At 70.1% G+C, this 12,172-nt stretch carries 13 protein-coding genes; 3 read left to right on the top strand and 10 right to left on the bottom strand.

The genetic code is table 11. The features are described from left to right. Nucleotides 1-3: 3 nt before the first annotated feature. Entirely contained in the window at nt 4-1,023 is a 1,020-nt protein-coding gene (locus ACIBX3_RS39530; RefSeq protein ID WP_397125679.1) for a LacI family DNA-binding transcriptional regulator, read from the top strand. Between the two features lie 119 nt (nt 1,024-1,142). Here ACIBX3_RS39530 and ACIBX3_RS39525 read toward each other — a convergent pair whose 3' ends face one another. Further along, nucleotides 1,143-1,349: a GrpB family protein gene (locus ACIBX3_RS39525; RefSeq protein ID WP_397125890.1), complete on the bottom strand. Its 207-nt coding sequence runs from the start codon at nt 1,347-1,349 to the stop codon at nt 1,143-1,145. 195 nt (nt 1,350-1,544) lie between these two features. Further along, entirely contained in the window at nt 1,545-2,255 is a 711-nt protein-coding gene (locus ACIBX3_RS39520) for a class I SAM-dependent methyltransferase (RefSeq protein ID WP_397125678.1), read from the bottom strand. 119 nt (nt 2,256-2,374) lie between these two features. Here ACIBX3_RS39520 and ACIBX3_RS39515 point away from each other — a divergent pair, with 119 nt between their 5' ends. Continuing rightward, entirely contained in the window at nt 2,375-2,698 is a 324-nt protein-coding gene (locus ACIBX3_RS39515; RefSeq protein WP_397125677.1) for a Tn3 family transposase, read from the top strand. Nucleotides 2,699-2,774: 76 nt separating this feature from the next. Here ACIBX3_RS39515 and ACIBX3_RS39510 read toward each other — a convergent pair whose 3' ends face one another. The 3 genes from ACIBX3_RS39510 to ACIBX3_RS39500 form a co-directional block, all read right to left on the bottom strand. Next, nucleotides 2,775-3,344 carry a dihydrofolate reductase family protein gene (locus tag ACIBX3_RS39510; protein ID WP_397125676.1) on the bottom strand — a complete coding sequence of 190 codons (570 nt, stop codon included), beginning with the start codon at nt 3,342-3,344 and terminating at the stop codon, nt 2,775-2,777. A 134-nt stretch (nt 3,345-3,478) separates the two neighbouring features. Continuing rightward, nucleotides 3,479-4,285 (bottom strand): alpha/beta fold hydrolase, encoded by an 807-nt coding sequence (locus tag ACIBX3_RS39505; protein ID WP_397125675.1) that lies wholly within the window; start codon nt 4,283-4,285, stop codon nt 3,479-3,481. Between the two features lie 181 nt (nt 4,286-4,466). Further along, on the bottom strand, nt 4,467-4,823 hold the full coding sequence (locus ACIBX3_RS39500) for a 2Fe-2S iron-sulfur cluster-binding protein (protein WP_397125673.1): 357 nt from the start codon (nt 4,821-4,823) through the stop codon (nt 4,467-4,469). Nucleotides 4,824-5,265: 442 nt separating this feature from the next. Between ACIBX3_RS39500 and ACIBX3_RS39495 the strand changes: the two genes are divergently transcribed. Further along, complete coding sequence (locus ACIBX3_RS39495) at nt 5,266-5,934, top strand: response regulator (protein ID WP_397125672.1); 669 nt, start codon at nt 5,266-5,268, stop codon at nt 5,932-5,934. Nucleotides 5,935-6,005: 71 nt separating this feature from the next. On the opposite strand, the gene ACIBX3_RS39490 is transcribed toward ACIBX3_RS39495, so the two are convergent. Genes ACIBX3_RS39490 through ACIBX3_RS39470 form a run of 5 tightly spaced genes read right to left on the bottom strand, consistent with a single transcriptional unit; the run spans nt 6,006 to nt 12,027 of the window. Beyond that, on the bottom strand, nt 6,006-7,181 hold the full coding sequence (locus tag ACIBX3_RS39490) for an MFS transporter (RefSeq protein WP_397125671.1): 1,176 nt from the start codon (nt 7,179-7,181) through the stop codon (nt 6,006-6,008). 39 nt (nt 7,182-7,220) lie between these two features. Further along, the gene (locus ACIBX3_RS39485) at nt 7,221-7,985 is read right to left on the bottom strand and encodes an SDR family NAD(P)-dependent oxidoreductase (RefSeq protein ID WP_397125670.1); all 765 of its coding nucleotides are present in this window, start codon (nt 7,983-7,985) and stop codon (nt 7,221-7,223) included. A gap of 12 nt (nt 7,986-7,997) precedes the next feature. Further along, nucleotides 7,998-8,789, bottom strand: coding sequence for a family 3 encapsulin nanocompartment shell protein (locus ACIBX3_RS39480; protein WP_397125669.1), 792 nt, complete (start codon nt 8,787-8,789; stop codon nt 7,998-8,000). Nucleotides 8,790-8,824: 35 nt separating this feature from the next. Further along, the gene (locus tag ACIBX3_RS39475) at nt 8,825-10,609 is read right to left on the bottom strand and encodes a carbamoyltransferase (RefSeq protein WP_397125668.1); all 1,785 of its coding nucleotides are present in this window, start codon (nt 10,607-10,609) and stop codon (nt 8,825-8,827) included. Between the two features lie 38 nt (nt 10,610-10,647). Then, nucleotides 10,648-12,027, bottom strand: coding sequence for an FAD-binding oxidoreductase (locus ACIBX3_RS39470; protein ID WP_397125667.1), 1,380 nt, complete (start codon nt 12,025-12,027; stop codon nt 10,648-10,650). Between the last annotated feature and the right edge of the window lie 145 nt (nt 12,028-12,172).

The raw sequence follows: 12,172 nt of genomic DNA, 5'->3' as shown, positions 1-12,172 counted from the left end.
CGCATGGTCACCAGAGCTGACGTCGCTCGCCTCGCCGGTGTCTCGACCGGCACCGTCTCGCATGTGCTCACCGGGGCGCGCTCGATCCGCCCGGAGACCCGCCGCAAGGTGCTCGACGCCATGGACCAGCTCGGCTACATCCCCAACGCCATGGCCAGCGCCCTGGCCGGCGGCCGCAGCCGCATCATCGCGATCGTCTTCCCCTCCCAGCCGCGCACGATCGTGGGATCGGACCTGGAGTACGTCCTTGCCGCCACCGACGCCGCCCGCGCGCGGGGCTTCCATGTCGTCCTCTGGACGACCGGGCAAGACGACATGGACGAGCTGCGCCAGCTGGCTCGAGCCGGGCTCATCCAGGGGTTCCTGCTGATGCAGGTCACCCTCACAGACAAACGCGTGGATTTCCTCAAGCAGGCCGGCATCCCCGTCGGGCTCATCGGCCGCACCAGCGAGCCCGGCCACATCCCCTACGTCGACGCCGACTTCGATCAGATAGCGCGCGTGGCGGTCGAGCATCTCGCCGGCCTGGGACACCGGACCATCGGCATGATCAACGCCCCGTACGAGGAGGGCATACGAGGGATCGGAGCAGCCGTGCGCTTCGCCGACGCCGTCCGGCGATGCTGCGCCGAACTCGGGGTCGACTGCACGGTCGTCGCCAGCGAGCACACTGTCGGCGCAGGCCGGGCCGCGCTCCGCGAAATCCTGGAGCCCAGGCCGGCGACGACGGCCGTCATCGGCTACAACTGGGAGGCCACTCTCGGGGCGATGCACGAGGCCCGCGCCCTCGGCCGGCCGATCCCCGAACGGCTGTCGTTCATCCTGTGCTCCAACGGCGAACCGGCGTCGACCGACCCCGAGCTGACGACGGCGGCACCACCCGCGACGGAGATCGCACGTGCCGCCGCCGAGGCGCTCATCGATCATCTGGTCGCCCCCGACGCCCAACCGGCCCAGCGGCTGCTGCGCGGCGTCCTCATCGAGCGGCAGAGCACGGGGCCCTTCAGAGGGGAGGCCACGTAACTTGAGTTTCACCAAGGGCGTGAGCAGGCGACCGTCCCTTCAGAGGATCGTGTTCACCCCGTGGAGAGCCCGGTTCGGACACTGCAGTCTTTCTGCCAGCCCACGCGAAAAGCCCGTCGCTAGTTCCGCCACCCCGCCCGGGTGAGGATCTGGCCGATCACAGGCCCCTTGGCCTCGGCATAGTAGTTGATGTCACGCCACTCCCGTTGTGCCAGTTCGCGCTTGGTGGCCGCATAGAGGTCCCGGTCGCTCTCGCTTGCCCGCAGCCGGTCGCGGAAGGCGAGGTACCGGCGCACGTCGACGTGATCGGGCGGGTAACAGTGCAGATTCCCAGCACTGCGGACAGCTTGTCGTCAACATGTGCGTCAGACATTCGGCGGCCTTCCCGTAGGCAGCGGATCAACATATCTGACCGCTCGGATCATGGTCGAATCCCGTCGGGCCTGCTGCGTCACGCGAGGTGTTTCTGCTCAACGACAGGCCAGAATCGGTTACAGACAACCAAGATCATCGATCGTGCACTAAGTTCTGCGCGCGAGGACGAGCCGGCACCGCGGGCTGCCGTCTTCGCGTCGGCCCAGGGCCGTCAAGGGGACTGTCGTCACGCTGAATCCTGCTGCTACCAGGTCGTCGCGGACCGCGTGCAGCGGGCAGGTGCCGTAGTACATGACGAAGGGGGGACGCCACACGGCATTCCTCACCTGCATGGCCAGGTCGAATCCGAGCAGCGCCCAGTACTGGCCCGAGGTGATGGGCGGCGGCGCGCCGATCGGGAAGGCGAAGAGCCCGTCAGGCCGCAACGCGCGGTACACCCCGGCGAAGAGCGCGGGCCGTTCGGCGGGCAGGAAATGTCCGAGCGCTCCGAAGCTGACCGCGAGGTCGAAGGTCTCGGCGAAGGGCAGGGCTCGAACGTCGGCCTGTACCCACTCGGCGTCCGGGTGTGCTCGGCGCGCCTGCGCGAGCATGCCGGTGCTGAAGTCGACGCCCGTGATCCGTCCTTGGCACAGGGGTTTGAGGATCCGCACGCCCGCGCCGGTGCCGCAGCACACGTCCAGTCCCTGCCCGAACGGCCCGAGCGGACGCAGAGCGTCGGCGGTTGCGTCAAGAACGCTGTCGGGGGTGCGGAAAGGCGTGTGCTCGAACTTCGGGGCAAGCAGGTCGTAGCCGCGCTCGACCGAGGACAGCGCCTGGACCACCAGTTCAGGCAGCGACGGGCCTTGAGGCGAGAACACCAGCTAAGGGTACTTCGGCTACAGCCCCGACGAACCCGACTCCACCCAGTTCACGGCTGCGTGGGGGGATCACCGGCACGCCACCCTCCAGCCCCCTTCCGGCACCCGTCCGGGCGACCGTGAACGCGGGGCGACCTGCGGCTGACTTGGTCATCTTCCACAACACCTTGGACATCTCCGACATCGTGCGGCAGCTGGTCGCCGAAGGCCGGCAGCTCACCTCCGGCCGGCTCAGCCAGATAGCACCCTTCCGACGCGCCCACATCAGCCGCTTCGGCGCCTACGCCACCGACGACCTGCGCTGCCGGCCCGACCCGCTCGACCCCCTCCTGAAGGAGGCCGACTTCACCGGCGACGGCGCGGTTCTCTCGGCACGCTCGCGGCGCGGCGGAAGGTTTCAGCGGCGGTTTGTCGGTGATGGTCACTGGGCGTGGATCTGGTAGGTGGCGGAGGAGCCGAGGTCGGTCAGCGCGACGGCCTGGCCGACCTGGTCGCTCAGCTGGTCGAAAGGTCGTGGGCTCAGCCTCGGCCGGCCCGCTGGAAGATCGTGATCAGGATGCCCTCGCCGACCGTCTTCGACTCGGTCAGCTTCCACGCCGTCTTGCCGGTGGTCTGCTCGATCAGTCGCCTGCCGGCGCCGAGGATGACCGGGAAGGTCATGAGGTGGATCTCGTCGACGAGGTCGTTCTCGATCAGCTCCTGCACGAGCCGGATGCTGCCGGGGATCTGGATGTCGCCCTCCACCTCGTTCTTCAGCTTGCTCACCTCCCTGACCACGTCGCCGCTGATCACGCGGGTGTTGTTCCATCCGGGGTCGGTGAGGGTGCTCGAGACCACGTACTTGGGCATGCTGTTGTACTTGTCGGCCAAGGGACCCTGGTACTGCGGCCACGCGCCGGCGAAGCTCTCGTAGGTCCTGCGGCCGATCAGCAGCGCCTCGGCCTCGAGCGCCTCGTCGAGCTTGAACCTGTCGCCGTCCTCGCCGCGGTCGAACGCGAAGCTCCAGTTCCGGTGCTTGAAGTCCTCGCCGCCGGGGGCTTCGACCACGCCGTCGAGCGAGATGAACTCGGTAACGACGATCCTTCCCATCTCCAACCTCCTCATTGCCTCGTTTGCGGGTGGGACCGGCGCTTGCGCGAATCACCCGCTGAAGCGATCCGGTCCCGGCGTCGCCGTGCGCGGATCCCAGATCCGCACGCGGCGTGCACGTTGCTCGTGTGTCTCTAGTGGCCTTGGGCGAATTGCCGCAGTGCGGGGGCGAGCACGTCCGCTGTGGTGCTGTGGTTCTCGCCCGGCACGGGCTGCAGGGTCGCGGTCGGCAGCAGATCGGCCAGTGCCCGGGCCCCGTTGATCAGCCACGGCGCGGTGCCGGTGCCGTGCATGACCAGGACGGGTACGGTGATCGCGGCCCAGCGATCCCGGGGCAGGGGGCCGCCCGACATGGTGCCGCCCATGATCCGCCCGTCGTAGGCGATGGTGTGCGCGACCGCTTCCGCAGGGGGCCAGATCGGGCTCTGCCGGAAACCAGCGACCATCTCGGCGGGGAAGCCGGCCGCGGCGGTCGCGAACAGCTCCATCGCGTCGCCCGGGCGGCCGTCGGCGACATAGGCGTCGAGCCGCTGAACGTAGTCGGACGGGAGCGGCGGGCGGCTGTCGTCGACCACGAACGGTGGTTCGAACAGCGCAAGCCGGGTGATCGGCAGGCCGGCCGCCGCGGCGTGCAGGGCCAGGACCGCGCCGGAGGACCAGCCGAACACAGTGGCCGGTGCGCCGGCGTCGGCAATCAGCGCGGCAAGGTCCTCGATCTCGCGCTCCACCGCGTACGGTGCGGTGTCGGTGCTCTCCCCGCGGCCGCGGCGATCGTAGGCGTACACCCGGAACTCGTCGCTGAGCAGCTGCCCCACCTCCGCGTTCAGCGGATTGGTCGCGCGATAGGCGGTGGCGCCGTCGATCATGATCAGCGGCGGGCCGTCGCCCCAGGCGTCGAAAGCGATCGCGGTGCCGTCCTTCGAGCGGACTGTCCCCATCATGGTTCTCCTCTTCGGCTCAAGGTCGTGGTGAAGGTGTTCTCGGCCCGCTGTCGTGTCGCGTCCGATGGCTCCACAGTGGCGGAGCAGCCTTACGGCATCCTTCCGCCCTCCTTAACGTGCGGGCGTAATGAGGGCGGCGGCGCGAAAGGCGGCGGCTGATCCGGCCGCCGCCACAACGATTTCAGTCCCGGGGTTCCGCCGGCCCGATCGCGACGGCGGTGTCGGTCAGCGGACAGGAGACGCAGGCGAGGACGCCGCCGTCCTCGACGGTACCCCGCACCTCGCCGCGGAGGAGCCGGATCCGGCATTCGCCACAGCTGCCGACGGTGCACGAACAGGGCATCGGCACGCCTGCGGCCAGGCCCGCGTCGAGCATGGTCCGGCCGGCGGCGACCACCACGTCACCGACGTTCTCGACCGTCATCGTCCGCGCGGTCAGCTCGGGAGCCGCCGTGGGCACGCTGGTGAAATGCTCCTCGTGCAGGCGGTCCGAGGCGACGCCGTGGCCGGTGAGACAGTCGCGGACGCTGGTCAGCATGGCCGCCGGTCCGCAGATGCAGTAGTGGGCGCGGGCCCCAGCCGCCGCCAGAGCGTCTCGCCCGCCGACGCGGCGGCGAGCGCCGGTTCTTCGACGTGGTCCTGGCCGCCGTGGCAATCGGCGGTCCGGCGGGCACCACAGGCGCCACAGCCGCGGCGGGCGCAATGGTCGCCGTCATCGGGGCAACGGGAGCCACGACTGTCAACGTGGGAGAGGTGGACACCGTGATCGCCAGCGCCGGGGCGGCGGGCAGGGTGGCGGCCGTGAGCAGGGAGATCGCAGCGGTCGCCGTCACACAGGTCCGTCTTGTCACACGCATGTCAGAAAATCTCACTCGCACGGCCGAAGAGTCCCAGATCAAACGGTGATTTCGGAAGATCCCCGGAGGCGAAACCGAACAGTTGTGTGACATGCTGCCTGGACATCACGGAAGAGAGTTCGCATGGCCGGTGCGTCACTAAGAGTGATCATCTGCGATAAGTATGCGATTTCGCGGTTCGGACTGCTGACGATCTTGGCGTCCCGGCCCGATGTCGAGGTGATCGAAACCACTGACAGCGGGGTTCACGCGATCATGCTGGCCCGCAAGCACCATCCGGAGGTGGTGGTCACCGGGCTGGCGCTGGGCGGCCTGTCGGGACTGGAGCTGATCCAGCGATTACGGGCCGAGAAGCTGGATCCGGAGCCCCGGGTCGTCGTGTTCACGATGGACCACACCGACCAGACGGTCACCGAGGTGCTCCGTGCGGGGGCGAACGGGCTGCTGACCCAGGATTCGACGCAGGACGAGGTCATCGCCGTCATCAGGGCGGCGGGCAGGGGGCAGACGATGCTCTCCCCTCTGGTGACGCAGCGGCTGGTGGACTGGTTCAGGCAGCGGGAGCCTCCGCCCGCCGAACCGCAGCCCACGCTGGCCGGGCTGACGCCGCGCGAGCAGCAGGTGCTGCTCCTGGTCGCCCAGGGGAGGTCGACCGAGGAGGTGGCGGGGGAGCTGTATATCGGGGTGAGCACGGTACGAACGCATCTGCATCGGCTCCGTGCGAAGTTGAAGGCCAAGGATCGGGCGCAATTGGTGTCCTTCGCCTACCGCTCCGGCCTCATGTCGACCTGAGGCCGTCCACGGCTGGCAGGGCGCCCGTCGCGTTCGCGGCCGGGAGCCCAGTCAGGCTCCGGACGTTCATGTCATCCCCATGCCGGCGGGCGGCTCGCCTTCACCCGAGGCCGGCGGGTGGCCAGAGGGCCGAGTGCCAGTGCGGCGAGCGCCACCGCCCCCGCCACCGCGAACGCCCCCGGATAGCTCACGTCCGCCACCGCCCCGCCCACCAGCCCGGCGAGCCCGAAGAAGATGTCGTACAGCGAGCTCAGCGCCCCCAGCGCCGCCCCGCGTTCGGCCTCCGCCGCCCGGCTGATGGTGATCATTGCCAGCGCCGGGTACAGCAGCGTGAACCCGGCCCCCGCCACCACCGCCCCGCATGCGGCCACCCACCACGAGGGCGCGAATCCGATCGTCAGCAACCCCAGAGCCTCCAGTACGCTCGACATGACGATCACCGGCATCGGCCCGAGCCGGTCCGGCAGCCATCCGGCCACCAGCCGCGTCGCGATGTAGGCGGCGCTGAACACGCTGAGCAGCACCGGCCCATGGGGAATGTCCCGTGCGGACAGCGCCAGCGCCCCGAAGCCGACCAGCACGCCGTACCCGAAGGCCCCCGTCCCCAGCGCCAGGCCGGGCAGCAGGGAAGCCCTGGGGATGAGCCTGCGCGACACGACGGGCAGCGGCGCGGCGGGCGGCAGCAGCCCGAGCACGGCGACGGCGACGAGCGGCAGCGCGACGGCCAGTGCCCAGACGAAGGGGTACGACCCGAGACGGTAGACCGCCTCCCCCAGCGCTGGCCCGGCCATGAAGCCGCTCCACATGGCCAGCCCGTACCATCCGACGACCTGGCCGCGCCGGTGTTCGGGCGCGAGCTGCACCGTCCACACAGATCCGGCGGTGAACAGCAGTGCCTCGGCGACCCCCATGACGAGCCGGGTGGCGAAAAGGCCGGGAAGACCCCACGGCAGCATGTACATGGTTCCGACCAGGGCGGCCAGCGCCGATCCCGCCATCATCAGGCGGCGGCCGCCGAAGCGCTGCGCGAGCTGCCCGCCGTACGGGCGCAGGATGAGCGTCACGACGGCGGTGGCGGTGAACGCGGCGCCGACCGCGAACGGCGGGCCGCCGAACTCCTCCGTGACCAACCGCGGGATCATCGGCACCGTGGCCCCGAAGGCGGTGAACGTGGCGAACAGCGCCGCTACGAGCCCGGCGAACGTACGCCCCCAGGTCAGCCCCACGGCGGGATCCCGCTCAGGCATGGCGCCGGCCCCCACGGGACGCTCCGGCTCGGGTCCACGTCACAGCCCGCGGGTGTTGCCGCCGTCCACCAGCAGCACGACCCCCGTGACGAAAGAGGTGTACTCACTCGCCAGGAAGGCGGCGATCGCGCCGAAGTCGGCGGGCCGTCCGATCCTGCGCATCGGCAGGCCCTCGGCGATCGCGTCCAGCGCGGTGTCGGCGTCGTCACCGAACTGGTGGTCGAGCGCGGGCGTACGGTGGAAGCCCTGGGCGAGGACGTTCACGGTGACGCCGCGCGGCCCGAGGCTGGGCACGAGGCCCTTGGCGAAGCCGAGCACGCCGAGGCGGGCGACGGCCGACAGCCCGGTCAGCGGCAGCGGCTGGCGCACGGCCTCGGAGGTGAGCATGATCACTCTGCCCCAGCCGGTGTCGAGGTGCGGCAGCGCGGCGAGCACGACGCTGACGTGCGGGATCGTGTTGTCCTCCAGTGCCTGCCGGTAGACGGGCACGTCGAACTCCTCCAGGCCACCGTGCGGCACCCCGCCGGAGCTGCTGACCACGATGTGCAGCGAGCCGAACTCGTCGGCGGTGCGCCGCACCCATTTGGCGACGGCCGCCTCGTCGCGGATGTCCGCGCTGGTGCTGAGCACCCGTCCCGGGCCGGCGGCGTCGAGTTCGGCGTGCGCGCGGGCGAGCCTGCCGGGTTCGCGGGCGCAGATGGAGACGTGCGCGCCCTCGGCGGCGAGCGTGCGGGCGACGGCCAGGCCGAGCCCGCTACTGGCCGCCGCGACGAGCGCGACGCGCCCGTTCAGACCGAGGTCCATGGCGATCCCCCTTCAGGACACGAGCAGGAAGTGCTGCGGCAGGTGGACGGCCAGCCCGACGCGAGTGCCCGCCTCGATGACCTCGGTGTCCCTGCGCAGCGTGAGCGTCGACCGGCCGGGGTCGAGCAGGGTGACGGCGGCGCGGAAGTCGCCGAGCAGCGCGTCGCCAGTGCTGATCATGCGGGTGCGCGAGACGCGGATCCCGGCCGTCGCCAGCCGGTCGAGCAGGCCGTCGCGGACGAGTCGCCAGTACAGGACGGGGTGGGCGACGATGCCGTCGCAGGAGCCGCCGGTCTCCTCGACCTCGGCCGCCGCGGCGGTCAGCACGTCGCCGGGATCGCCGTCGAACGGGGCGCGCCGCGACTCCGCCAGGTGCAGCAGGCCGTCGATCGCGCCGTCGGCGGAGCCGTGCAGCAGGATCTCGTTCTCGACGGTGGACAGGCGGACGAGCACGCGGTAGTCGACGAACGCGGCCAGCAGCCCGGGCTCGTCGAGCACGCCCTTGGGCACCGGCACGCTGACCCGCACGTCGGTCAGCGTGGCCGCGCGGACGCTGGCGGTGAAGGCCGATTCGGGCGTCTCGGCGTACGCGGTGCCGGACGGCGCCTGCCGCGCTGAGGGCGCCTCCAGCACGTAGGACACGGACGAGTCCACGGCCTTGGCCTTCTTCAGCAGGTGCCGCACGGTGTAGCGGGGCCGGTGCTCGAACAGCGGGAACGCCTCGGTCAACGCCGACGTGTACGGCACCTCGACGTCGTCCCGCGCCCCCGCCACCGCCCACGCGAACTCCTCGCCCGGAGACATAGGTGTCCTTCCCCTCGAAACCGTTGAAATCGTTGTCAACGCTGTGCTGATTTGGCGGCCACAAACCGTCCCATGACCAGGTAGTCCATCTCGGTCTTCAGGAAGCAGTCCACGGCGTCGGCCGGAGAGCACACGATGGGCTCGCCCGCCACATTGAACGAGGTGTTGATCAGGCACGGAATCCCGGTGAGCGCGGTGAAGCTCCTCAGCAGCCCGGCGAGGAGCGGATTGTCGCGCTCGCCGAGCGTCTGGATCCTGGACGTGCCGTCCACGTGCGTGGCGCCGGGAATCAGGTCGCGATATCCCGGCCGTACGGGGAAGACGAACGTCATGTACGGCGAGACGCGCTTCTTGCCCATCTCGAACACCTCGCGGGCGACGTCTTCGAGCACGACCGGCGCGAAGGGCCTGAACGGCTCCCGGTGTTTGATCCGTTCGTTGATGATGTCCTTGATGTCGGCGAAGCGGGGGTTGGCCAGGATGCTGCGGTTGCCGAGCGCCCGCGGCCCGTACTCCATGCGGCCCTGGAACCAGCCGACCACGTTCTTGTCCTGGAGCAGGGCCGCGGTCTCGGCGGCGACCTGGCCGGGGTCGAGTTCCCGCCAGTCGACCTGGTCGGCGTGCTCTTCGAGGGCGGCCAGGATGTCGGCGTCGCCGTACGCGGGTCCGAGGTAGGGCGAGCGGGTGACCCGTGGCGTGGCGCCGGCCTCCTGACCGGCGTAGAAGGCGGCGCCGATGGCCACTCCGGGGTCGCTGGCACCGAAGCTCACATCCATCTCGGCGAACCTCGACGATTCGAGGAGCTTGGTGTTGTTGACGCAGTTCAGGGCCAGGCCGCCCTCGAACAGCAGCCTCGGCAGCGTGCTGCGCTCCTCCAGCGCGCGCAGCTGGTGGGCGGTGACCTTCTCGACCATCTCCTGGGCGGCGGCGGCCACGCGTACCCGCACCTCGAAGTCCTCGCGGCCGTCGGGACCGGTGTCGAAGATCCGGTCGAACAGCGCGTAGTAGGCGCGCACGGCCCGCGGCGCGTACGGGATCGTGTACCGGCCGTCGCCCGTGAGCTCGACCACGTGCTTGAGCAGCGGGTTGTGCTCGGGCGGCGGCCCGAACCCGGCCAGGCCCATGACCTTGTACTCGTCGTTGTTGGGGGTGAACCCGAGATACCTGGTCAGGACGGCGAACAGCAGGGCGAGCGAGTTGTCCCCGTCCACGGTCGCGTCGTCGAAGATGTGCACCTTGCCGTCGCGCACCTCGCCGAGTATCGCCGACAGCCACTCGGCCCGGCCGTCGCTGACCACGAAGGCCGCGTCGCCGCCGCCGGACAGGTGGTATCCGGTCATCAGGTGGGCGATGTGGTGCGGCACCGAGACGAGCCTGTCGTCGGTCAGCCGGTGGCCGGTGTGCTCGTGGAAGTCGGCGAGGATGGCCTCCCGGCTGAAGATCCGGGCGTGGGTGTCGTCGAGCCGCCGCAGCCGGGCGAACTTCTTGTCCACGGGCGCGTCGGCGTCGGTGATCTCGCGGATCATATTGTTCATGATGTCTTCGGAGAAACGCCAGGAATGCGCGAAGACGTCGACGTCGTCAAAAGTGAGGCCGCCTTGCCGCAAAACCCAGGCGATGGCCTCGCGGGGAAATCGGGCGGTTTTCTTCTCCCGGTTGAGACGTTCCTCCTCGACGGCCGCCACCAATTCCCCGTCCACCGTCAACGCCGCCGACGAGTCGTGACCGTAGAGCATGTGGCGGTCGAGTCCCGTCGACCCGTAATAACGCGCGAAGAGTTCGGCGACTTTTCCGAACCCGTTGTATCCGAGGACGATCACGAGAACTCCCTTGCGGTGAAGGACCCGAGTCCCAACAGTCAAAGGTCAGCGCCCGCCGGTCCGCGTCCACCTGGCGCTGAACTCGTGGGCAACGATTCGCTGACCGGGTGGACGCGGCCGCGGAAGAAGCCGTCCGGGTCGAGCCGCCTCTTCACCGAGGTCAGCCGCTCGGAGGCGGTCGTTTTACCTGCCCAGTCACCGGTGGACGCATAGTTGACGTAGCCGTCGCCCCAGCGGCTGTGCGGCTCGGCGGCCGCCGCGACCGAGCGCGCCCAGGTCACCTGCTGCTCGTCGGCCGCCGGGTCGGTCCAGATGGCGGTGCCGGTGACGTTGAAGGCGGCGCCGCGAAAGGGGACGGCCGTCGACTCGGCGTCCACCCGCCGCACGGCGCCGTGCAACGGCTCGACGAGGATCCCGTCCCGGTATCGGGCCGCCTCGAACCGTTCGGCCAGGGCGTCTGCCAGCGAGTCCGGCAGGGCGTCGACGAAGCGGCCGCTCCAGTGGTGCCGCAGCCCGAACGCCAGGCGGCCCAGCGCGGCCTGCGCCGACAGGTACGACCGGAACGTCAGCTGCCAGTCCAGCACCTCCGGCTCGCCCAGCCGCTTCTCCAGCGCGGCCCGGTACTCCTCGTCGCCGCCGCTGTAGGCCACGAGGATGACGGCCGCCGGGACCTGCGTGGGGCCGTACCGCTTGAGCAGCAGCGTGCAGTTGAGCTCGTCGGGCGCGCCGAGCATCAGGTCGCGGAACAGCCGTACGGCCGCGCCCAGTTCGGCGCGCGGGTAGGCGACGCAGCCGCCCCACAGCAGGCCGACGGGGTGGACGCGGAAGTGGAACGCCGACACGACGCCGAGGCCGTGTCCCGCGCCGCGCAACGCCCAGTCGAGGTCGGGGTCGCGCTCGGCGTCCACGACGAGCACCTCTCCGGCCGCCGTGACCAGTTCATACGAGAGCACGTTGTCGCAGGTCAGACCGTGTTTTCCCATGAGGTGGCCGAGCCCGCCGCCCAGGGCCAGGCCGCCGACGCCGGTCGTGTCGAACGTGCCGCCCGTCGTGGCCAGCCCGTACGCGGTCGTCGCGAGGTCGAACTGGCTCCAGGTGGCGCCCCCGCCGGCGACGGCCGTGCGCGCGACCGGGTCGACGCTCACCGCGCTCATCAGGCGCAGGTCGATGACCAGCCCGTCCTCGACGGCGGCGGACCCGGCGACGTTGTGGCCGCCGCCGCGCACCGCCGTGGGCAGCCCGGCGTCGCGGGTCGCGCGGATCACCGCCCGCAGCTCGGCGACGTAGCGCGGCAGGCAGATCAGCCGCGGCCTGAGGTCGTGCATGCCGTTGAACAGCAGCCGCACGTCGTCGTAGGCGGGATGGTCACGGCCGATCACCCGGTCGGGGCAGGCGTCGTTCAGGGCGTGGACTATCACGGCTCTTCCTTTCTGCGGGCAGGGTTCTTCGACGGCTTATCACGCATTTGTGACATGGGCGAGAGGGCTTGCCTTTCCCGGGATCTGCCGCGATAGTCGGCTCTTGGGTCCATCGCGTAATTGGTTATTCGCGTCAACAGATTCG

Source organism: Nonomuraea sp. NPDC049480 (assembly GCF_044465905.1).
Lineage (GTDB): Bacteria > Actinomycetota > Actinomycetes > Streptosporangiales > Streptosporangiaceae > Nonomuraea.
This window is presented reverse-complemented; position numbering and strand designations above follow the sequence as displayed.

What these genes read in the sequence shown, in the direction of transcription:
- ACIBX3_RS39530 (WP_397125679.1), top strand. Translation starts at nt 4, where the DNA reads ATGGTCACCAGAGCTGACGTCGCTCGCCTCGCCGGTGTCTCGACCGGC.
- ACIBX3_RS39510 (WP_397125676.1), bottom strand. Translation starts at nt 3,344, where the DNA reads ATGGGAAGGATCGTCGTTACCGAGTTCATCTCGCTCGACGGCGTGGTC.
- ACIBX3_RS39505 (WP_397125675.1), bottom strand. Translation starts at nt 4,285, where the DNA reads ATGATGGGGACAGTCCGCTCGAAGGACGGCACCGCGATCGCTTTCGAC.
- ACIBX3_RS39500 (WP_397125673.1), bottom strand. Translation starts at nt 4,823, where the DNA reads ATGCTGACCAGCGTCCGCGACTGTCTCACCGGCCACGGCGTCGCCTCG.
- ACIBX3_RS39495 (WP_397125672.1), top strand. Translation starts at nt 5,266, where the DNA reads ATGGCCGGTGCGTCACTAAGAGTGATCATCTGCGATAAGTATGCGATT.
- ACIBX3_RS39490 (WP_397125671.1), bottom strand. Translation starts at nt 7,181, where the DNA reads ATGCCTGAGCGGGATCCCGCCGTGGGGCTGACCTGGGGGCGTACGTTC.
- ACIBX3_RS39485 (WP_397125670.1), bottom strand. Translation starts at nt 7,985, where the DNA reads ATGGACCTCGGTCTGAACGGGCGCGTCGCGCTCGTCGCGGCGGCCAGT.
- ACIBX3_RS39480 (WP_397125669.1), bottom strand. Translation starts at nt 8,789, where the DNA reads ATGTCTCCGGGCGAGGAGTTCGCGTGGGCGGTGGCGGGGGCGCGGGAC.